Source organism: Streptomonospora halophila, from assembly GCF_039542725.1.
In the GTDB taxonomy this organism is placed as follows: Bacteria; Actinomycetota; Actinomycetes; order Streptosporangiales; family Streptosporangiaceae; genus Streptomonospora; species Streptomonospora halophila.
Genome location: NZ_BAABIK010000003.1, coordinates 222,041 through 242,855 on the forward strand (window position 1 = coordinate 222,041; position 20,815 = coordinate 242,855).

The following is a 20,815-nucleotide window of genomic DNA, read 5'->3' on the forward strand; positions in this document are numbered from 1 at the left end:
TACACTTTGTCGTTGATGCACCTGTCACCCTGCCTCCTCCCCGACTGAGGTCCGCCGATGCCCAGGAAGACCCGCGTCCGGGTACTCGCCGCAGCGGCCGCCGCGGTGTCCCTCGCCGCAGGCTGCGCCCAGAGCGGGACCGCGCAGAGCTCGGGAGGCGGCGGCGAGTCCCAGGAGGACCGCTACGTCGCCGGCGACGGCTCCAGCACCGCATTCGCGCCCGGCGACCGCGAGCCCGCCCCCGAGGTCTCCGGCGAGACCCTCGGCGGTGAGGCGGTCAGCCTCGCCGACTACCGCGGCGACGTCCTGGTCCTGAACTTCTGGGCCAGCTGGTGCGGGCCCTGCCGTTCCGAAGTCCCCGTCCTCAACGAGGTCCACGCCGAGAACAAGGACGCCGGCGTCGCCTTCCTCGGTGTGAACATCAAGGACGACCGCGCCGCGGCCCAGGCCTTCGAGGAGAACCAGGACGTCGAGTACCCCAGCCTCTACGACCAGCCCGGCAAGGTCGCCCAGGCCTTCCGCGACACGGTGCCGCCGGCCGCCATCCCCAGCACCCTGGTCGTCGACCGGCAGGGCCGCATCGCCGCCCGGGTGATCGGCGAGACCAGCTACAACGAGCTGAGCGAACTGGTCGAGCCCGTCGCCGCCGAGGAGGGCGGAGCGGCGGCCGGCGCCTCCGGCGGCAGTCCCGGCACCCCGGACCCGGCATGATCGCCGAGACGGTCCAGCACGGCTCCCTGCTGCTCGCCGCCCCGCTGGCGCTGGCCGCGGGGCTGGTGTCGTTCCTGTCGCCGTGCGTGCTGCCGCTGGTACCCGGCTACCTCTCCTACGTCACCGGGCTCAGCGGGGCCGACATCGCCGCCCGGCGCCGCGCCCGCGCGGCGGCCCGAACCGCCGGCGGCGACCCCGCCGCCGAGCCGGAGGCCGAGCCGGTCGACGCGGTGCTCCAGCGCCGCCGCGGCACCATGCTCGCGGGCAGCCTGCTGTTCATCGCCGGATTCAGCGCCGTCTTCGTGGCCGTGGGCGTCTTCGTCGGCGGCGTCGGCGGCCTGCTGCTCGACTACGCCGAGCCGATCACCCGCGTCCTGGGCGCCGTGACCGTCCTGCTCGGCCTGATGTTCATGGGCGCGGTGCCCGGACTCAACCGCGAGATCCGCATCCACCGCGTCCCCGGCGCAGGCCTGGCCGGGGCCCCGCTGCTGGGCGTGGTCTTCGGGCTGGGCTGGACGCCCTGCATCGGGCCGACCCTGGCGGCGGTGCAGACCCTCGCCTTCACCGAAGGCAGCGCCGGCCGCGGCGCGCTGCTCTCTCTCGTCTACTGCCTGGGCCTGGGACTGCCGTTCGTGGCCGCCTCCCTGCTCTACCGGCGCGCCCTGGGGGCCTTCGAGCGCGTCAAGCGCCACTACCGGGCCATCACCGTCGCCGGCGGCGCGATGCTCGTGGCGGTGGGGCTCCTTCTGGCCACCGGGCTGTGGACCGACATCACCGCGTTCATGCAGCGGTGGGTGGCCGACTACACGACGGTGATATAGCAGTGGCCTTCGAACCGACCTCCGCATCCGAGCCGGCCGCCGCCGAGACCGGCCGCCCCGCCGACCCGCAGCCTCCCGTGCCGGGCGCGCTGTCCGTGCTGGGCTGGGCGCGCTGGACGTGGCGCACGCTCACCTCGATGCGCACGGCGCTGATCCTGCTGTTCCTGCTGGCGGTGGGTGCCATCCCGGGGTCGATGCTGCCCCAGCGCGGCGTCAGCGTCGAGCAGGTGAACAACTACTTCACCGAGCACCCCGACCTCGCGCCCTGGCTGGACCGCCTCTACCTCTTCGACGTCTACTCCTCGCCCTGGTACGCGGCGATCTACCTGCTGCTGTTCGTGTCGCTGACCGGGTGCGTGCTGCCGCGCGCGCTGGCCCACTACCGCGCGATGCGCGCCCCGCCGCCCCGCACTCCCCGCAACCTGGGCAGGATGCCCTACTCGGCGTCCTTTACGACCGCGGCCGGCCCCGAGCAGGTGCTCGCCGGGGCACGCGGCCTGCTGACGCGCCACCGCATCCGCACCGAGACCGACGGCCGCACCGGAGCGCGGTCGGTCTCGGCCGAGACCGGCTACCTGCGCGAGACCGGCAACGTGCTGTTCCACCTGGCGCTGCTGGCCCTGCTCGCGGCGCTGGCGACCGGGTCCTTCCTCAGCTACCGCGGGAACATGCTGGTCGTCGAGGGCGACGGGTTCGCCAACACCGTCACCTCCTACGACTCCTACTTCCCGGGTACCGCCGTGGACCAGGAGGACCTCCAGCCGTTCTCGTTCACCGTGGAGGACTTCGACGTCTCCTACGTGCAGGAGGGGGAGATGAGCGGGCAGGCCGCCTCCTACACCGCGGACCTGTCCTACCGGTCCTCGCCCGAGGCGCCCGAGCGCGACCACCGGCTGGAGGTCAACCACCCGCTCTCGGTCGACGGCGCTCAGGTCTACCTGCTCGGGCACGGCTACGCGCCCGAGTTCGAGGTGAAGAACAGCGAGGGCGAGGTGGTGTTCGACCAGCCGGTGCCGTTCATCGCCCGCCAGGAGCGCACCTTCACCTCCGACGGAGTGGTCAAGGTGCCCGACGCCGGCGAGCAGCAGCTGGGGTTCACCTCGGTCTTCCTGCCCTCTGCCGCGAAGGGCCCCGGCGGCGACCTCGTCTCCGACTTCCCCGCCGCGCGCGACCCGGTGGTCACCCTCACCGGCTACCGGGGCGACCTGGGCCTGGACAGCGGCGCCTCGCAGTCGGTGTACCAGCTGAACACCGAGGACATGAACCGGCTCGGCGAGTCGCCCGAGCTGCGGCCGGGCGACTCCTGGAAGCTGCCCGACGGCGCCGGCACGGTCACGTTCACCGGCTACAGCGACTACATCAGCATGCAGGTGAACAGCAACCCCGCCCGGCTTCCGGCGCTGGCCGCGGCATCGACGGCGGTGCTCGGACTGCTGGCGACGCTGTTCGTGCGCCCGCGCCGGGTGTGGGTGCGGGCCCGGGCGCGCGAGGACGGGCGTACCGTCGTCGAGGTGGCAGGCCTGGGCAAGAGCGAGAACGCGGCGCTGACCGCGGACTTCCACAGCTTCGCCACCTCGCTGAGAGACCGGCTGCGGGAGGGTCCCGCTACCGAGACAGGCACGAAGGAGTAGCCGGTGGTGCACACGCTCGCCGCGGACACGGCGATGGACAGCCGGATGTCCTCGATCAGCGACGGACTGATCATCGCGATGATCGTGGTCTACGCGATCGCGCTGTTCCTCTTCGCCATCGAGGCCGCATACGGGCGCCGGCGCAAGCTGCGCGCCAACCGCCTGATGCCGGCCGCCGCCGGCGCGGCCGCCGCGCCGGGCGGAGCGACGGCCTCCGCCGGCGGAGGCCCGGTGGAGCTGGACCTCGACGCGGACGGGAGCGGCACCGACGACATGTCGGTCAGCGTGCGCCGCGAGGAGCCCGAGGCCAGCGCGGCCCAGCACGTCGTGGGCAGCGTGGCGGTGGTCGTCACGGCACTGGGATTCCTGCTCAACGCGGCCCAGATCACCACCCGCGGCCTGGCGGCCGACCGGTGGCCGTGGGGCAACATGTTCGAGTTCGTGGTGGCGATCTGCCTGTGCAGCGTGGCCGCGTTCCTGTTCGCGGTCGTGCGCTACCAGGCCCGCTTCCTGGGCACCTTCGTGCTGGTCCCGGTGGTGCTGCTGCTGGGGATCGCCGCGCGGTGGCTCTACAACGAGGCCGGTCCGGTGATCCCGGCGCTGCACTCCTACTGGATCGCGATCCACGTCTCGGCGGCGATCGTCGCCACCGGCGGGTTCATGGTGGCGGGCGCCGCAGCGGTCGCCCATCTGCTGGCCAACCGCGCCGAGCTCCAGCGCGCCGCGGGGCAGCGGGTCGCGGGCGTCGCCGCCAAGCTGCCGGCGGCCGAGCTGCTGGACCGGGTGTCGCACCGCTTCATCGTGCTGGCGTTCCCGCTGTGGACGTTCGCGATCATCGCCGGCGCGATCTGGGCGGACGAGGCCTGGGGCCGCTTCTGGGGCTGGGACCCCAAGGAGGTGTGGTCCTTCATCACCTGGGTGGTGTACGCGGCCTACCTGCACGCCCGCGCGACCGCGGGCTGGCGCGGCTCCACGGCCACCTGGATCGGGCTGGCCGGCTTCGCCTGCCTGCTGTTCAACTTCTTCGCCGTGAACTTCGTCTTCAGCGGCCTGCACAGCTACGCCTGACCCGCGGGCTCAGCGACGCCCCCGCGCTCCGGCCGCACGTCCTGTGCGCCGTGCCGCCGGAGCGGGAACCGGCGGAGCGTGCGGCGCGCCCGGTCGGGCGTTCCGCACGCTCTTTCGGTGCAGCGCTACTCCTCGGGGTTGATGCGCCGGTTCAGCTTGCGCAGGAACTCCGGGTCGTCGTCCGGGCCGAGCGGTCGATCACGGTCGGACGACTGGTTGAAGTCCGCGGGATCGAGGTGGTCCAGCGAAGCGGTCTGGGCGGTCGGCGCCGCGGGTTCGGGCGCATCCGACTCCCGAGGGCGGCCCAGGAACAGCCAGAGCAAGGGGCCGACGGGCGTGAACAGCGCGATGATGATCAGCCAGAGGATCTTGGGCAGATTGCGTACTTCCGCTGCGGGACTGGTGAGCGCGTCGAAGAACGCGTATACCCAGACCACGATCGTGAGCAGCGTGATTAGGCCAGCGAGCCACACCATGGTTTCAGCCTATCCGGGATCGTCCGAGGACGCTCCGCACGAACGCGGGAGCCCGGTGGTGGCGGGAGCGGGGCCGCCTGATGGGCTCCGACGCGCATGCGGCGGTGCGGACGGCGGTCAGGGCGTGGACTCTGTCGGTTCTCCGTGCAGCAGGGCGCGGACTTCGGACTCCCGGAACCTGCGATGGCCTCCGGGGGTGCGGATGCTGCTGATCCGCCCCGATGCGGCCCACCGAGTCACGGTCTTCGGATCGACTCGGAAGAGGGAGGCCACCTCTCCAGGGGTCAGCAAGCGTTCGCTTCCTCTTTCCACCTTCACAATCCCCCTTCGGGCCCGCCAGTCGACTTGGGGGGAGGCGGGCGTTTGATCCCCTAGTGTGCATGAGTTAGTCCGTTTCCTCCCTAGTTTTCGTAAAAACAGAGAGGAACTGGGGTCGGGCACCCGATATGTGACCGGAACGTAACCTCCAATTCGGAAGGCCGGATCGCATCGATCCCATGACCGGTTCCGTGTCGCCCGAGGCGCCGCGGGCGACCCCCGCACCGGGGGTGCGCGCGTCCGCCGGTGTCAGGGCCGTACCCTGGCAATGAGCCGAACCGCCGGCACGCGCGCACGGCCTGCGCGGGTGCTCGGCGCCCCCGGCCGTATCGCCCGGTCCTCAATCTATTGCCGAATGATCCGTTGTGAGGCGGTTTTCATGCGTAGCGTCCTCGCTTACACCGCGGCGCGCCTGCTGCTGTTCGCGGTGACCTTCGCGATCCTCTACCTGCTGGGCGCCCGAGGGCTGCTCGCCGCGGCGATGGCGGTGCTGATCAGCGGGCTGGTGAGCTTCGTGCTGCTGTCACGGCAGCGCGACGCGGTGTCCGGCGCCGTCGCCGGCGGAATCGGCCGCCTGCGCGGGATGGGGCGCCGTCTTGAGGCGGGCGCCGCCAAGGAGGACGAGGTGCGGAGCGAAGAGGCGGCGGAAGCCGCCGCGGACGGTGCGGCCGCCGAGCGTGACGGCGGCGAGGGCGAAGCGCGTTCCTGGGCCGGGACCGCCGACGCGGACGCCGGACAGCCGCACGAGCCGGAGGCCGGCGGGACCGCCGGGGGAGCCCCCGAGCCGGCTCCCCGGACGGACACCCGCCAGGAGGCGGGCTGAGCGCCGGCGGCCCCCCGCGGCCCCGTCCCGTAGCGCCCTGTACCGCGGCCCGCCCGGGTCACAGCGGGAACATCCCCAGCCTGCCCCGGTAGGCGCCCGCAAGCCCGGTGGTGTCGCTGCCGACATAGAGCCCCTCGGGCGCCGAGGTGAGCGCCTCGACACCGTGGCCGCGCGGCCTGCGGCCCGGGTTCCACGGCAGCGCCCGCCCAGTGCGCGCGTCGACGGCCGCGATCCCGCTGCGCTGCACCGCGCCCGGGCCGGCGTCGTGGTCGCCCTCGGGGTTGTCCATCCAGCGCTGGTGCCCGCCGACATAGACCGCCGCGCCGGTGGCCTCCACCGCGTACAGCGAGTCGCCGCCGGTGTGGTTGACCCAGGTCGGCTCCGCTCCGGGGCCGGCGCCGGTCTCCCAGCGCGCCGCGGTCTTGCACAGGCCCGGCTTGCGCTCGGGCCCGCCCGCGGTCACAACCGCGAAGTAGGAGCCGTCCGGAGCGAAGTCGATCTGGCGCATGTAGGTGTGCATGCGGCTGTAGTCGCAGGGCTCGGCGTAGGCGTCGGTGGACCAGTCGGCGAGCGCGGCCGGGCGTGCGGCGGTGTCGATGACGGCTATCTGGTGGCGGTTCCTGCCTTCGGCCCGCGTAAAAGTGCCTGCGACCACCAGCCGGTCCCCGCGCGGGCTCAGTGCCAGCTCCTGCACGCGCAGGCCGCCGCGACGGGGGTCGGAGAGCGCGATGTCGAACGAGGGGTCGACCGCGCCGGTCCGGGCGTCGACCCGCGCGAGGCCGCGGCGCCTCTCCCCGCCGACGGTGTCGAAGGCGCCGCCGAGGTAGAGTTCCCCGCCGCGGGCGTCGATGCGATAGACCGAGCCGCCCGCCACCCCGGCGTCGAAGGACCCCGCAGGCTCGCCTTCGTCGGTGGACAGCAGGGCGACGCCCGGCAGGTCCTGGCCCTCGACCCGGTCGAAGCTGCCGCCGATGTAGACGCTGGCGCCGGGCCCGGGCACCAGGCTGGTGACCGTGCCGTCGACCTCGGGCGCGAAGTGGTCGCTGATGGCGCCGGTGCCGCGCTCGAAGGCGAAGATGTTGTGCCGCTCGACGGTGTCGCCGTGGTCGGGGGCGGCCACCCGGTCGAACCGCCCGGCGACCACCACGAGGTCGCCGACCGGCGCGACCGCCTTGACCCGGCCGTCCAGGACGTGCGGGGTCCAGGCGACCGGGCGCTCGCCGACGACGCCGGAGTGGCGCAGGCCCGCCAGGGCGGCGGGTGGGGCCAGGGTCGGCGGTGCGGCGAGTGCTGCGGCCGCGAGCGCGGCGGTCAGCGCGGCGCAGGCCCGGCGGGAGGGGCCTGTGCTGCCGCGGCGGGCGCGGTCGGGTGCGGGGCCGTCGGCGCGGCGGTCTGTGGGCACGGGAGACCTCCGGGTTCGGTTGCGTGAGCGGGGTGCTGCGATGGCATGCGGACGCGGGCGGGTGCGCCGCAGCGGATCGGCGCGTCGGCCAGCAGACACGAAAAGGATTCGATTAACGACACAGAGTAACTACTTGGGGCGGTTCGCGCACGGCAGGCCGTTTACGCGGCGCCGCCCACTCCGCGGCGGCTCTAGAGTGGACGCATGACCCGCGCTGAGCTCGACAAGCGGCCCGCCGACGTCGCGAGCATGTTCGACGGCATCGCCGACCGCTACGACCTCGTCAACGACGTCATCTCGCTGGGCCAGGACCGCCTGTGGCGGCGCGCAACGGTGCAGGCCGTCGACGCCTACAGCGGCGAACTGGTCCTGGACCTGGCCGCGGGCACCGGCACGTCCTCGGAGTCCTTCACCCGCAAGGGCGCGCGCGTCGTCGCCTGCGACTTCTCGCAGGGGATGCTCCGGGTCGGCGCCCGCCGCCGCGGCGGCGCCTCGCGCCGCGGGGTCACCTTCGTCGCCGGCGACGCCCTCTCGCTGCCCTTCGCCGACGAGACCTTCGACGCGGTCACCGTCTCCTTCGGGCTGCGCAACACCAACGACTGCGACCGGGCCCTGCGCGAGCTGCGCCGGGTGACCAAGGTCGGCGGCCGCCTGGTGGTCTGCGAGTTCAGCCACCTGCCGGTCGGCGCGCTGGACCGCGTCTACGGCACCTACCTGATGGGTGCCCTGCCCAAGATCGCGCGGCTGGCGACCGACCGGACGGAGGCCTATGAGTACCTCTCCGAATCGATCATGGACTGGCCCGACCAGCGCGCGCTCGCCCAGCGGCTGATCGGCGCCGGCTGGGAGTCGGTGGCCTGGCGCAACCTCACGTTCGGCGTGGTGGCGCTGCACCGGGGCCACCGCCGCCGCTGAACCGGCCCACCGCGACCGCCCTACCGCGCCCCGGGAACCTCTCCAGCGCCGCGAACGCCGTGTTCGCGGCGCGTTGCCGTATTTCGGTGCTTCCGGGGTAAACCATGATAAATCGGACGTAGGTTTGCCTTACTTTTCCTGCTGGTGAGTCGAACGCCGCTTTTGTCGGCGAAAGCGGCGAAACAAGATGAATGCGCCTTGGGGGTCGCCCCAGCAGGACGAAAGGTCTAGACTCTGGATCACAGGGGCTTGTGAAGCCCTTCACAAACAGACGAGTCGTACATAGCACCCCGGCTCCGCCGGAAACCCAGCCGCAAACCAGCCGCGAAGCGCCGTGCGCGCACCCCCGAGGCGCACCACCGCGCCATGCACGCCAAGGACCAACTCGTGACCGAGACAGCACCCGCCCCCCTGTCCGTCCGGGGCCGGCCTGAGGCCGAGGCCGACGTCATCATCGTCGGAGCCGGGCCCGCCGGATCCACGGCCGCCTACTACCTCGCACAGTCCGGGCTCGACGTCCTCCTGCTGGAGAAGACGGCGTTTCCGCGGGAGAAGGTCTGCGGAGACGGCCTGACGCCCCGCGCCGTCAAGCAGCTCACCGCGATGGGCGTCTCGCTGGAGGACAAGGGCTGGATCCGCAACCACGGGTTGCGCATCATCGGCGGCGGCGTGCGGATCGAGCTTCCCTGGCCCGACCTCGCGGAGTACCCCGGCTTCGGCCTGGTGCGCACCCGCGAGGACTTCGACGAGATCCTCGCCGAGCGCGCGGTCTCGGCCGGCGCCCGCCTGCTGCAGCGTACGAACGTCACCGGTCCGGTGATCGACCCGCGCAGCAACCGCATCGTCGGCGTCACCGCCAAGAACGCCGACCGCGAGCCCGTCACCTACCGCGCACCCCTGGTGGTCGCAGCGGACGGCAACTCCTCGCGGCTCTCGGTGGCCATGGGCATCCGCAAGCGCGACGACCGCCCCATGGGCGTCGCCGTGCGCACCTACTTCACCAGCCCCCGGCACGAGGACGACTACCTGGAGTCCTGGCTGGAGCTGTGGGACAACAGCGAGGGGCGCGAGGTCCTGCTGCCCGGATACGGCTGGGTGTTCGGCGTCGGCGACGGCCGGAGCAACGTCGGGCTGGGCATCCTCAACTCCACCTCCTCCTTCCAGGACGTCGACTACCGCTCGCTGCTGCGGCGCTGGACCGCCGGCATGCCCGCCGAGTGGGGGTTCACCGAGGAGAACCAGGACGGCAAGATCCGCGGCGCCGCGCTGCCCATGGGCTTCAACCGCGTGCCCCACTACACGCGCGGGCTGATGCTCGTCGGCGACGCCGGCGGCATGATCAACCCGTTCAACGGCGAGGGCATCGCCTACGCGATGGAGGCCGGCCGCATCGCCGCCGACGTCGTCGTCCAGGCGCACGCCCGGCCCACCCAGCAGGCCCGCGAGCGCACGCTGCTGAGCTACCCGCGGATCCTGTCGGAGACCTACGGCGGCTACTACACCCTGGGCCGCTGCTTCGTGAAGATGATCGGCAACCCGGAACTGATGAAGTACGCCACCAAGTACGGGCTGCCGCAGCGCACCCTGATGCGGTTCGCGCTGAAGATGCTCGCGAACCTCACCGAGCCCAGCCGCGGCGACGCCATGGACCGCGTGATCAACGGTCTGTCCAAGATGGCGCCGGCGGCCTGAGGCGAAAGGCGGAGACATGCACACCGTCGAGCCATCGCACCGTTCGCGCGAGTACGTGAACGCATTCACAAGCGAGCGTGCAAACGCCGCGCCCGCGTGCCGGGCGCCGGAGTCGGCACGCCCCGCGGGCATTGAGGGGAACGCCTAGCCATGGAGCTGTACGCACCGGTATTCGTCCTCGCCGCCATCGGAGCCGCGTTCGTCGGGGTCTCGATGGTCGCCGGCGCCGTCGCCGGGCCCAAGCGCTACAACCGCGCCAAGATGCAGGCCTACGAGTGCGGCATCGAGCCCACGCCCCAGCCTGCCGGCGGCGGCCGCTTCACGATCAAGTACTACCTCACGGCGATGCTGTTCATCGTCTTCGACATCGAGATCATCTTCCTCTACCCGTGGGCCGTGCACTTCGACGAGCTCGGTGTCTTCGGGCTGATCGCGATGGTGCTGTTCCTCGTGAACGTGTCGATCGCCTACGCCTACGAATGGCGGCGCGGCGGACTGGAGTGGGAGTGAGCACCCGGGCGCGCCGAGCGGCGCCCCGACACCGCGAGGCCGCGGACCGACGCACGCAGACGACGCACCAGAAAGGGGGTTCGCCGGATGGGGCTTGAGGAGAAACTGCCCAGCGGCATCATGCTGACGACGGTCGAGCAGATCGCCGGGCTGGTGCGCAAGAGCTCGATGTGGCCGGCCACGTTCGGACTGGCCTGCTGCGCCATCGAGATGATGTCGGCGGGCGGACCGCACTACGACATCGCCAGGTACGGGATGGAGAAGTTCGGCGCCACGCCGCGCCAGGCCGACCTGATGGTCGTGGCGGGCCGGGTCAGCCAGAAGATGGCCCCCGTCCTGCGCCAGATCTACGACCAGATGCCCGAGCCCAAGTGGGTCATCGCCATGGGCGTGTGCGCTTCCAGCGGCGGCATGTTCAACAACTACGCGATCGTGCAGGGCGTCGACCACGTCGTGCCGGTCGACATGTACCTGCCCGGATGCCCGCCGCGGCCCGAGATGCTCTTCGACGCCGTGCTCAAGCTGCACGACAAGGTGCAGAACGAGAAGCTCGGCGCGCACCGCAAGGCCGAGATCGAGGAAGAGGAGGAGCGCCGGCTGCGCCGGGAGCTCCCCCTGCTGAACCCGAGCGAGGTGGCGGGACGGTGAGTCTCAACGGCAACGGCAACGGCAACGGCAGCCGCCCCGACCGCGACGAGGAGCACGCCGAGCAGGAGGAGAACCTCCCGGCGCGCGCCGGTGAGGAGCGCCTCAATGCGCCCGTCGCCCGCACCGGGATGTTCGGCGCCAAGACCACCGGCGACACCTCCGGCTACGGCGGGCTGCTGGTGCGCAAGACGCCCCGCGCCTCCTCCCGGCGCCCCTTCACCGACCCCGACGACCCGCGCACGGCGTCCTTCGACGGGATCGCCGACGCCCTGGAGCGGGCGCTGGGCGCCGAGGGCGCACCGGGCACCCGGGCGGTCGAGCGGGTCCTGGTCGACCGCGGCGAGATCACCTTCCACGTGCGCCGGGAGAACCTGCGCGAGGTCGCCCGCCTGCTGCGCGACGACCCCGACCTGCGGTTCGAGCTGTGCACCGGTGTCAGCGGAGTGCACTTCCCCGACGACACCGGGCGCGAGCTGCACGCGGTCTACCACCTGCGCTCGCTGACCCACAACAACGAGATCCGCGTCGAGACGGCCTGCCCCGACGCCGACCCGCACGTCCCCTCGGTCGTCGAGGTCTACCCGGCCAACGACTGGCACGAGCGCGAGGCCTTCGACTTCTTCGGGATCGTCTTCGACGGGCACCCGGCGCTCACCCGCATCGAGATGCCCGACGACTGGCACGGCCACCCCCAACGCAAGGACTACCCGCTCGGCGGGATCCCGGTCGAATACCGCGGTGCAACCATTCCGCCGCCGGACGAGCGGAGGTCATACCAATGACGAACGTCACAGAGGACTACATCGATGCCTCCGGCGGCGACTGGGACGAGGTCATCGCCAAGGCGCAGGGCAGCGACGCCGAGCGCCTCGTGGTCAACATGGGCCCGCAGCACCCCTCCACCCACGGAGTGCTCCGGCTCATCCTCACCCTGGACGGCGAGACCTGCACCGAGGCGCGGGTGGGCATCGGCTACCTGCACACCGGCATCGAGAAGAACATGGAGTTCCGGACGTGGACGCAGGGCACCACGTTCGTGACCCGCATGGACTACCTCACGCCGATCTTCAACGAGGTCGCGTACTGCCTGGCGGTCGAGCGGCTGCTGGGCATCACCGACCGCATCCCCGAGCGGGCCGACGTCATCCGGGTGCTGATGATGGAGCTCAACCGGATGTCCTCGCACTTCGTGGCGATGGCGACCTTCGGTATGGAGCTGGGCGCCACCACGGTCATGACCAACGGGTTCCGCGAGCGCGAGATGGTGCTCGACATCTTCGAGCTCATCACCGGCCTGCGGATGAACCACGCCTACATCCGCCCCGGCGGCGTCGCCCAGGACCTGCCCGACGGGGCCGTCGCCAAGATCCGCGAGCTGCTGAAGGAGATGCCCAAGCGCATCACCGCGATGCGCAAGCTCCTCGACGCCAACCCGCTCTACCTGGCCCGCACCCGCGACGTCGCGCACCTGGACCTGTCCGGGTGCATGGCGCTGGGCGTGACCGGCCCGCTGCTGCGCGCCTCGGGGCTCGCCTGGGACCTGCGCAAGGCCAAGCCCTACTGCGGATACGAGAACTACGAGTTCGACATCCCGGTCTCCGACGGCGGCGACGTCTACGCCCGCTACCGCGTGCGCATGGCCGAACTGGACCAGAGCCTGCGCATCGTCGAGCAGTGCCTCGACCGGCTGCGCCCGGGCCCGATCATGATCGACGACGCCAAGATCGGCTGGCCTGCCCGGCTGGAGCTGGGCGACGACGGCCTGGGCAACTCGCCCGACCACATCGCCCACATCATGGGCGGCTCGATGGAGGCCCTCATCCACCACTTCAAGCTCGTCACCGAGGGCTTCCGGGTCCCGGCCGGGCAGGCATACGCCGCAGTGGAGAGCGCCAAGGGCGAGCTGGGCTGCCACGCCGTCAGCGACGGCGGCACACGCCCCTACCGCGTGCACTTCCGCGACCCCTCGTTCAACCACCTGCAGTCGGTCGCGGCCATGTGCGAGGGCGGATCCGTGGCCGACGTGATCGCCGCGGTGGCCAGTATCGACCCCGTGATGGGAGGGGTGGACAGGTGAGCAGCACCTTTACCGACGAGGTCCGCGGGCGGCTGGAGGTCGACGCCAAGGAGGTCGTCGCCCGCTACCCGCGCGAGCGCTCGGCCCTGCTGCCGCTGCTGCACCTGGTGCAGGCCGAGGAGGGCTACGTCTCCCAGGCCGGCATCCGGTTCTGCGCCGAGCAGCTGGGCCTGACCACCGCCGAGGTCACCGCCGTGGCGACGTTCTACACGATGTACAAGCGCCGCCCCACGGGCGAGTACCACGTCGGGGTGTGCACCAACACGCTGTGCGCGGTCATGGGCGGCGACGAGATCCTCGCCGGCCTGAAGGAGCACCTGGGCGTGGGCAACGACGAGGCCACCGAGGACGGCCGCGTCTCCGTCGAGCACGTCGAGTGCAACGCCGCCTGCGACTTCGCGCCGGTGGTGATGGTCAACTGGGAGTTCTTCGACAACCAGACCCCCGAGTCGGCCAAGCGGCTGGTGGACGACCTGCGGTTGGGCGAGGACGTGCGGCCCACCCGCGGACCCGAGCGGCTGTGCACCTTCAAGGAGGCCAGCCGCCTGCTCGCCGGGTTCTCCGACGGCCGCGCCGACGAGGGCACCCAGGCCGGCGAACCCTCCCTCCAGGGGCTGAGGCTCGCGCGCGAGCGCGGCTGGAGCGCCCCCGAGCCCGGCGCCGCGGGCGCCCCGACCGGAGACGAAGGGAGCGCCACGTGACCACCCTTACGCCGGTCCTCTCGGCCAACTGGGACCGCCCCGACTCCTTCACCCTGCAGGGCTACCGCGACGGCGGCGGCTACGAGGCGCTGCGCACCGCGCTGACCATGGAGCCCGACACGATCGTGGACCTGGTCAAGGCCTCCGGCCTGCGCGGCCGCGGCGGCGCCGGGTTCCCGACCGGGATGAAGTGGGGCTTCCTGCCCAAGGACAACCCCAACCCGCGCTACCTGGTCGTCAACGCCGACGAGTCCGAGCCCGGCACCTGCAAGGACGTGCCGCTGATGCTGGCCAACCCGCACGCCCTCATCGAGGGTGTCGCGATCTCGGCCTACGCCATCCGCAGCAGCCAGGCGTTCATCTACGTGCGCGGCGAGGTCCTGCACGTCATCCGCCGCCTCAAGCGGGCCGTCGAGGAGGCCCGCGAGGCCAACCTGATCGGCCCCGACGTCCTGGGCAGCGGGTTCGACCTGGACGTGGTCGTGCACGCGGGCGCCGGCGCCTACATCTGCGGCGAGGAGACCGCGCTGCTGGACTCCCTGGAGGGCTACCGCGGCCAGCCCCGGCTCAAGCCGCCGTTCCCCGCCGTGGCCGGGCTCTACGCCTCGCCCACCGTGGTCAACAACGTCGAGTCCATCGCCAGCGTCCCCGGCATCGTCGGCAACGGCGCCGAGTGGTTCACCTCCATGGGCACCGAGAAGTCCGCCGGGTTCGGCTTCTTCTCCCTCTCGGGCCACGTGCGCCGGCCCGGCCAGTACGAGGCGCCGCTGGGCATCACGCTGCGCGAGCTGCTGGACATGGCGGGCGGCGTGCGCGAAGGCCACGAGCTGAAGTTCTGGACTCCCGGCGGGTCCTCCACCCCGATCTTCACCGACGAGCACCTCGACACCCCGCTCGACTTCGAGTCCGTCGGTGCGGCCGGGTCCATGCTGGGCACCCGCGCCCTGCAGATCTTCGACGAGACCACCTGCGTCGTCCGCGCCGTCGGCCGCTGGATCGAGTTCTACGCGCACGAGTCCTGCGGCAAGTGCACCCCGTGCCGCGAAGGCAATTACTGGATGGTGCAGGTGCTCGACCGCCTCGAACGGGGCGAAGGCACCGAGGCCGACCTGGAGAAGCTGCTGGACATCTGCGACAACCTGCTGGGCCGCTCCTTCTGCGCGCTCGGCGACGGCGCCGCCAGCCCGGTGATGAGCTCCATCAAGTACTTCCGCAAGGAGTACATCGACCACGTCACCCGGGGCGGCTGCCCGTTCGACCACCGCAAGTCGACGGTGTGGGGAGGCACGGCATGACCGCGGCGCCCGCGCCCGCAGCGCCGGCGGCGCCGGCAGGAGAGGAGGAGCAGTGACCGTCACGACCAACAGCGCCTCGGGCGGCACTCCGCCCGCGCAGCCGGAGGACCTGGTCACCGTCACCATCGACGGCTTCCAGATCCAGGTGCCCAAGGGAACCCTGGTCATCAGGGCCGCCGAGCTGCTGGGCATCCAGATCCCGCGCTTCTGCGACCACCCACTGCTCGACCCGGTGGGCGCATGCCGCCAGTGCCTCGTGGAGATCCCCGACGCCGGCAACGGGCGCGCCATGCCCAAGCCGCAGGCCTCCTGCACCATCGCCGTCATGGAGGGCATGGTCGTCAAGACCCAGCTCACCTCTGATGTGGCGGAGAAGGCCCAGCGCGGGATCATGGAGTTCCTGCTGATCAACCACCCGCTGGACTGCCCGGTCTGCGACAAGGGCGGCGAGTGCCCGCTGCAGAACCAGGCCATGGCCAACGGCGGCGGCGAGACCCGCTTCCTGGACGTCAAGCGGACGTTCCCCAAGCCGATCCCGCTGTCGACGCAGGTGCTGCTGGACCGCGAGCGCTGCATCCAGTGCGCCCGCTGCACCCGGTTCTCCGCGCAGATCGCCGGCGACCCCTTCATCGAGCTGCTGGAGCGCGGCGCCGACGAGCAGGTGGGCATCGCCGAAGGCGAGCCGTTCCAGTCCTACTTCTCCGGCAACACCGTGCAGATCTGCCCGGTGGGCGCGCTCACCGGCGCCGCCTACCGGTTCCGGTCCCGGCCGTTCGACCTCGTCAGCACCCCCAGCGTGTGCGAGCACTGCGCCGCCGGGTGCGCCCAGCGCACCGACCACCGGCGCGGCAAGGTCACCCGGCGCCTGGCAGGCGACGACCCGCAGGTCAACGAGGAGTGGAACTGCGACAAGGGCCGGTGGGCGTTCAAGTACGCCAGCCAGCCCGACCGCCTCACCCACCCCCTGGTGCGCGACGAGGAGAGCCGCGCCCTGGAGACCGCCTCCTGGCCGGAGGCCGTGACCACCGCCGCGCAGGGCCTGGCCCGGGCGCGCGACCGCGGCGGCCGCGTCGGCGTGATCACCGGCGGACGGCTCACACTGGAGGACGCCTACGCCTACGCCAAGTTCGCGCGCGTAGCGCTGCGCACCAACAGCGTCGACATGCGGTCCCGCCCGCACTCCGAGGAGGAGGCCGACTTCCTGGCCGCCCGGGTGGCGGGCACCGGGCTCGGGGTCTCCTACGAGGACCTGGAGACCGCCCCGGCGGTGCTGCTGGCGGGGTTCGAGCCCGAGGACGAGTCGCCGGTGGTGTTCCTGCGGCTGCGCAAGGCGCACCGCAAGCACGGCACCCGCGTCTTCGCCGCCGCCCCCTACGCCACCCGCGGGCTGACCAAGGCGGGCGGCCGGCTGATCCCCACGGCGCCCGGCGCCGAGCCCGACGTGCTGGGCGAGCTGGGCGACGCCGACTCCGAGGCGCTTGAGGCGCTGCGCCGGACCGGCTCGGTCATCCTCGTCGGCGAGCGGCTGGGCGCGATCCCCGGTGCGCTCTCGGCGGCCGCGCGGCTGGCCGACCGCACCGGCGCCCGCCTGGCCTGGGTGCCGCGCCGCGCCGGTGAGCGCGGCGGCGCCGACGCCGGCGCGCTGCCCAACCTGCTGCCCGGCGGGCGGCCGGTCTCCGACGCCACCGCCCGCGCCGAGGTCGCCCGCACCTGGAGCGTCGGCTCCCTGCCCGACCGCGAGGGCCGCTCCACGGCCGAGATCATCGAGGCCGCCGCGTCGGGCGAGCTGGAGGCGCTGCTGATCGCCGGCGTCGACCTCGACGATTTGCCCGACCCCGCCGCCGCCCGCGCCGCCCTGGCGCGCGTGCCGTTCATCGTGAGCGTCGAGATGCGCGCGAGCAACGTCACCGACCGGGCCGACGTGGTGCTGCCGGTGGCGGCCGTGGCCGAGAAGAGCGGCACGTTCGTCGACTGGGAGGGCCGCCGCCGCCCCTTCGGCGACACGCTGAAGAAGCCCGGCCTGCTGTCGGACCTGCGCGTGCTGTCGGCCGTCGCCGACGAGATGGACGTGCACCTGGGCCTGCCCGACGACGCCACCGCGCTGCGCGAGCTCGACCGGCTCGGCGCGTGGTCCGGCGAGCGCGTGCCCGACCCGCTGACCCGCGCGGCCGAGCGGCCCCGGCCCGGCAAGGGCGAGGCCGTGCTGTCGACCTGGCGCCAGCTGCTGGGCAACGGCCGCATGGAGGACGGGGAGCCCTACCTGGCCGGGACGGCGCGCCCGGCCCTGGCCCGCGTCTCCGCAGCCACCGCCGCCGAGGTCGGACTGGCCGACGGCGGCCGGCTGCGTGTCAGCGGCCCGGCGGGCGCGGTCAGCGTTCCCGCCGTCGTCGCACCCATGCCCGACCGGGTCGTGTGGCTGCCGGAGAACGCCCGCGACTGCGACGTCCACCGCGACCTGGGCGCCGCGGGCGGGGCCGTCGTCGCCGTCTCCGCCGAGAGCGGCGAGCAGGGCGAGGGCCATGCCGACCTCCAAGCCAGGATGTCCGCGACGAGTGCGGGGAGCGACCTGTGACTACGACAGCGCAGGCCGGCGCGGCCCTACCGGTGGCCGCCGAGGCCCAGCTGGACGCCTTCGGCACCGATCCCTGGTGGATCACGCTGATCAAGGCGCTGGTGATCTTCGTCTTCCTGATGGTCTGCGTGCTGATGATGATCATGGCCGACCGCAAGGTCATGGGCCGCATGCAGCAGCGCCACGGACCCAACCGGCTCGGCCCGCTGGGGCTGCTGCAGTCCCTGGCCGACGGGGTCAAGCTGTCGCTCAAGGAGGACCTGATCCCGCGCGGCGTGGACCGGACCGTCTACATCGCGGCCCCCGTGATCGCCGCCGTGCCCGCCTTCATCGCCTTCTCGGTGATCCCGATCGGGCCCGAGGTGACCATGTTCGGGGTGCAGACCCCGCTGCAGCTCACCGACCTGCCCATCGCCGCGCTCGTGGTGCTGGCCACCGCGGCGGTCGGGGTCTACGGGATCGTGCTCGGCGGCTGGGCCTCGCAGTCCCCCTACGCGCTGCTGGGCGGGCTGCGCGCCTCGGCCCAGGTCATCAGCTACGAGATCGCGATGGGCCTGTCGTTCGTCGCGGTGTTCATGTACTCCGGCACACTGACCACCTCCGGCATCGTCGAGGCGCAGCGGCCGGTGTGGTTCGCGCTGATCCTGCTCCCGTCGTTCCTCATCTACATCGTCACGATGATCGGCGAGACCAACCGCCTGCCCTTCGACCTCGCCGAGGGCGAAGGCGAGCTGGTCGGCGGGTTCATGACCGAGTACGGGTCGATGAAGTTCACCATGTTCTTCCTCGCCGAGTACGTGAACATGGTGACCGTCGCCGCCGTGTCGGTGACCTTCTTCCTCGGCGGCTACCTCGCGCCGCCGCCGCTGACCATGTTCTGGGCGGGCGCGAACGACGGCTGGTGGCCCGCCCTGTGGTGGCTGCTGAAGTTCCTGCTCATGATGTTCCTGTTCATCTGGGTGCGCGGATCGGTGCCGCGGATCCGCTACGACCAGCTGATGCAGCTCGGTTGGAAGGTCCTCATCCCGGTCCAGCTGGTGTGGATCACCGCCGTGGCGTTCGTGCGCATCCTCGTCAACGAGGGGGCGCCCACCGGTGTGGTGGCCGCCGTCGTGGCCGGGTTCGCCGCCGCCACCGTCGCCTTCCTCGTCGCCTGGGCGCGTGCGGCGCGGCGCAGGCGCCGGGCCGAGGCCGCCGAGCGCCGGGAGGAGCTGCGGCTCATGCGCGAAGACCCCGCCTACGGAGGATTCCCCGTGCCACCGCCGAGCGCACCCCACTACGGCAGCAGCGTGCCGGCCGAGGGACCGCGATACGCCCCTCGTGCCCCCGACGACAAGCGTGAGGAGGTAACCGGTGCTTGACTGGCTCAACCCCGTCAAGGGGTTCGGCGTCACCTTCCACACCATGTTCACGAAGGTGCCGACCACCAACTACCCCGAGGTCAAGCGCGCGACCGCGCCCCGCTTCCACGGTCGGCACCAGCTCAACCGCTGGGCCGACGGACTGGAGAAGTGCATCGGGTGCGAGCTGTGCGCCTGGGCCTGCCCGGCCGACGCCATCTACGTGGAGGGCGGCGACAACACCGAGGAGGAGCGCTACTCCCCGGGTGAGCGCTACGGCCGCGTCTACCAGATCAACTACCTGCGCTGCATCCTGTGCGGACTCTGCGTCGAGGCCTGCCCCACCCGGGCGCTGACCATGACCAACGAGTACGAGATCGCCGACGACGAGCGCGAGAGCCTGATCTGGACCAAGGAGCAGCTCCTCGCGCCGCTGCTGGAGGACATGGAGGCGCCGCCGCACCCCATGCGCCTGGGCGAGACCGAGGAGGAGTACTACCGCAGCGGCGCCACCCCGGCCGAGGCCGCGGTGGCGCCCCGGCCCGAGGGTGAGGCGAACACGTGAACGCCGACGTCCTCACCGGCGCCTCCGCGGCGCCGGGCAGCCCCATCGGCGGCGTCGAGGCGGCCGTCTTCTGGATCCTGGCCGCGGTGGTCGTCGTCGGCGCCCTCGGCGTGGTCTTCAGCCGCAAGGCGGTGCACTCGGCGCTGATGATGGCCATGGTCATGCTCGGGCTGGCCGCCTTCTACGGCATGAACCAGGCGCCGTTCCTGATGGTCGTGCAGATCGTCGTCTATACCGGCGCGGTCCTGATGCTGTTCCTGTTCGTGCTGATGCTGGTCGGCGTCAGCTCGGCGGACTCCCTGGTCGAGACGCTGCGCGGGCAGCGGGTGCTCACCGCGGTGGTCGCGGTGTGCTTCCTCGGCGCGCTGACGCTGGGCCTGAGCCGCATCACCGCCGCCGAGCCCGCGGGGCTCGCCGCGGGCATCGCCGCCGCCGGCGGCAGCGTCCCCTGGATCGCCGGCGAGGTGATCTACCGCTACATCATCGCCTTCGAGGCCACCGGCGCGCTGCTGATCACCGCGGTGCTGGGCGCGCTCGTGCTCGCCCACGTCAACCGGATCAAGAAGCGGCGCACGCAGCGGGAACTGGCCCGCGAGCGCATCCGCGGCGACCACCCCACACCGCTGCCGGGCCCCGGCACCTACGCGCGGCACAACGCCATCGACATGCCCGCGCTGCTGCCCGACGGATCGGTCTCGGAGCTGTCGCTGAACCCCGTGCTCACCGCCCGCGACCCCGGGCTCCAGTCGGGCGTGCCCAAGGACTTCCAGCTGGGGTCGATCCCCGAAGCGGGCGGCGCCTCCGACTCCGCCGCCTCCAAGGAGGCCGACCCCCTCGGCGCCGCCGACGGCGACGCCGCAACCGCCTCCGCCTCCGCCTCCGATCCCGGGGACGGCGGCAGCGGCGACGGCGACGCCAACGGACAGGAGGCCGAGCACACATGGACCCGATGAACTACATCGTGCTGGCCGCGGTCGTGTTCACGATCGGCGCCATCGGCGTGCTGGTGCGGCGCAACGCCATCATCGTGTTCATGTGCGTCGAGCTGATGCTCAACGCCTGCAACCTGGCGTTCGTCGCCTTCGCCCGCATGCTCGGCGACATCGAGGGCCAGGTCATCGCGTTCTTCGTGATGATCGTGGCCGCGGCCGAGGTCGTGGTGGGCCTGGCGATCATCATGCAGATCTTCCGGACCCGCAGGTCGGCGTCGCTCGACGACGCCAACCTGCTCAAGCACTAGAAGGCGACGT

Annotated in this window: 21 protein-coding genes; 18 read left to right on the plus strand and 3 right to left on the minus strand. The window is 71.9% G+C overall.

What is annotated here, in order from left to right; genetic code table 11:
- Positions 1–57 precede the first annotated feature (57 nt).
- From ABEA15_RS04515 to ccsB, 4 genes are read left to right on the plus strand one after another with little or no spacing between them, the layout of a single operon-like run.
- Positions 58–711 (plus strand): TlpA family protein disulfide reductase, encoded by a 654-nt coding sequence (locus ABEA15_RS04515; protein WP_345555609.1) that lies wholly within the window; start codon positions 58–60, stop codon positions 709–711.
- The gene (locus ABEA15_RS04520) at positions 708–1,532 is read left to right on the plus strand and encodes a cytochrome c biogenesis CcdA family protein (RefSeq protein WP_345555610.1); all 825 of its coding nucleotides are present in this window, start codon (positions 708–710) and stop codon (positions 1,530–1,532) included. The genes ABEA15_RS04515 and ABEA15_RS04520 overlap by 4 nt, the downstream gene beginning before the upstream one ends.
- Positions 1,529–3,163, plus strand: coding sequence for a cytochrome c biogenesis protein ResB (resB, locus tag ABEA15_RS04525; RefSeq protein ID WP_386698945.1), 1,635 nt, complete (start codon positions 1,529–1,531; stop codon positions 3,161–3,163). The genes ABEA15_RS04520 and resB overlap by 4 nt, the downstream gene beginning before the upstream one ends.
- A gap of 3 nt (positions 3,164–3,166) precedes the next feature.
- Positions 3,167–4,231 (plus strand): c-type cytochrome biogenesis protein CcsB, encoded by a 1,065-nt coding sequence (ccsB, locus tag ABEA15_RS04530; RefSeq protein WP_344141981.1) that lies wholly within the window; start codon positions 3,167–3,169, stop codon positions 4,229–4,231.
- A 125-nt stretch (positions 4,232–4,356) separates the two neighbouring features.
- On the opposite strand, the gene ABEA15_RS04535 is transcribed toward ccsB, so the two are convergent.
- The gene (locus ABEA15_RS04535; RefSeq protein ID WP_344141980.1) at positions 4,357–4,707 is read right to left on the minus strand and encodes a PLD nuclease N-terminal domain-containing protein; all 351 of its coding nucleotides are present in this window, start codon (positions 4,705–4,707) and stop codon (positions 4,357–4,359) included.
- Positions 4,708–4,824: 117 nt separating this feature from the next.
- Positions 4,825–5,025, minus strand: coding sequence for a BldC family transcriptional regulator (locus ABEA15_RS04540; protein WP_040275033.1), 201 nt, complete (start codon positions 5,023–5,025; stop codon positions 4,825–4,827).
- Positions 5,026–5,404: 379 nt separating this feature from the next.
- Between ABEA15_RS04540 and ABEA15_RS04545 the strand changes: the two genes are divergently transcribed.
- The gene (locus ABEA15_RS04545) at positions 5,405–5,848 is read left to right on the plus strand and encodes a DUF4229 domain-containing protein (protein WP_345555611.1); all 444 of its coding nucleotides are present in this window, start codon (positions 5,405–5,407) and stop codon (positions 5,846–5,848) included.
- A gap of 58 nt (positions 5,849–5,906) precedes the next feature.
- Here the strand turns inward: ABEA15_RS04545 and ABEA15_RS04550 are convergent, their stop codons facing one another.
- Positions 5,907–7,163 (minus strand): hypothetical protein, encoded by a 1,257-nt coding sequence (locus ABEA15_RS04550; protein WP_345555640.1) that lies wholly within the window; start codon positions 7,161–7,163, stop codon positions 5,907–5,909.
- Between the two features lie 291 nt (positions 7,164–7,454).
- Here ABEA15_RS04550 and ABEA15_RS04555 point away from each other — a divergent pair, with 291 nt between their 5' ends.
- The 13 genes from ABEA15_RS04555 (at position 7,455) to nuoK (ending at position 20,805) form a co-directional block, all read left to right on the plus strand.
- Positions 7,455–8,165 carry a demethylmenaquinone methyltransferase gene (locus ABEA15_RS04555; RefSeq protein ID WP_344141978.1) on the plus strand — a complete coding sequence of 237 codons (711 nt, stop codon included), beginning with the start codon at positions 7,455–7,457 and terminating at the stop codon, positions 8,163–8,165.
- A 366-nt stretch (positions 8,166–8,531) separates the two neighbouring features.
- Complete coding sequence (locus tag ABEA15_RS04560) at positions 8,532–9,857, plus strand: geranylgeranyl reductase family protein (RefSeq protein WP_386698870.1); 1,326 nt, start codon at positions 8,532–8,534, stop codon at positions 9,855–9,857.
- A 150-nt stretch (positions 9,858–10,007) separates the two neighbouring features.
- Positions 10,008–10,367 (plus strand): NADH-quinone oxidoreductase subunit A, encoded by a 360-nt coding sequence (locus ABEA15_RS04565; protein ID WP_344141975.1) that lies wholly within the window; start codon positions 10,008–10,010, stop codon positions 10,365–10,367.
- An 87-nt stretch (positions 10,368–10,454) separates the two neighbouring features.
- Positions 10,455–11,015, plus strand: coding sequence for a NuoB/complex I 20 kDa subunit family protein (locus ABEA15_RS04570; protein WP_344141973.1), 561 nt, complete (start codon positions 10,455–10,457; stop codon positions 11,013–11,015).
- On the plus strand, positions 11,012–11,797 hold the full coding sequence (locus ABEA15_RS04575; RefSeq protein ID WP_345555612.1) for an NADH-quinone oxidoreductase subunit C: 786 nt from the start codon (positions 11,012–11,014) through the stop codon (positions 11,795–11,797). The genes ABEA15_RS04570 and ABEA15_RS04575 overlap by 4 nt, the downstream gene beginning before the upstream one ends.
- Positions 11,794–13,092: an NADH-quinone oxidoreductase subunit D gene (locus ABEA15_RS04580; RefSeq protein ID WP_345555613.1), complete on the plus strand. Its 1,299-nt coding sequence runs from the start codon at positions 11,794–11,796 to the stop codon at positions 13,090–13,092. Before ABEA15_RS04575 ends, ABEA15_RS04580 begins: the two co-directional genes overlap by 4 nt.
- Complete coding sequence (nuoE, locus tag ABEA15_RS04585; RefSeq protein WP_344141969.1) at positions 13,089–13,793, plus strand: NADH-quinone oxidoreductase subunit NuoE; 705 nt, start codon at positions 13,089–13,091, stop codon at positions 13,791–13,793. Before ABEA15_RS04580 ends, nuoE begins: the two co-directional genes overlap by 4 nt.
- Positions 13,790–15,088 carry an NADH-quinone oxidoreductase subunit NuoF gene (gene nuoF / locus ABEA15_RS04590; protein ID WP_345555614.1) on the plus strand — a complete coding sequence of 433 codons (1,299 nt, stop codon included), beginning with the start codon at positions 13,790–13,792 and terminating at the stop codon, positions 15,086–15,088. The genes nuoE and nuoF overlap by 4 nt, the downstream gene beginning before the upstream one ends.
- Positions 15,089–15,140: 52 nt before the next feature.
- A complete protein-coding gene (locus ABEA15_RS04595; RefSeq protein ID WP_344141966.1) occupies positions 15,141–17,660 on the plus strand; it encodes an NADH-quinone oxidoreductase subunit G in 2,520 nt (839 codons plus the stop codon).
- The gene (gene nuoH, locus ABEA15_RS04600) at positions 17,657–19,021 is read left to right on the plus strand and encodes an NADH-quinone oxidoreductase subunit NuoH (protein WP_345555615.1); all 1,365 of its coding nucleotides are present in this window, start codon (positions 17,657–17,659) and stop codon (positions 19,019–19,021) included. Before ABEA15_RS04595 ends, nuoH begins: the two co-directional genes overlap by 4 nt.
- Positions 19,014–19,565: an NADH-quinone oxidoreductase subunit NuoI gene (gene nuoI, locus ABEA15_RS04605; RefSeq protein WP_345555616.1), complete on the plus strand. Its 552-nt coding sequence runs from the start codon at positions 19,014–19,016 to the stop codon at positions 19,563–19,565. The genes nuoH and nuoI overlap by 8 nt, the downstream gene beginning before the upstream one ends.
- Positions 19,562–20,518: an NADH-quinone oxidoreductase subunit J gene (locus tag ABEA15_RS04610; protein WP_345555617.1), complete on the plus strand. Its 957-nt coding sequence runs from the start codon at positions 19,562–19,564 to the stop codon at positions 20,516–20,518. The genes nuoI and ABEA15_RS04610 overlap by 4 nt, the downstream gene beginning before the upstream one ends.
- Entirely contained in the window at positions 20,506–20,805 is a 300-nt protein-coding gene (nuoK, locus tag ABEA15_RS04615) for an NADH-quinone oxidoreductase subunit NuoK (protein ID WP_311542944.1), read from the plus strand. The genes ABEA15_RS04610 and nuoK overlap by 13 nt, the downstream gene beginning before the upstream one ends.
- Positions 20,806–20,815 lie beyond the last annotated feature (10 nt).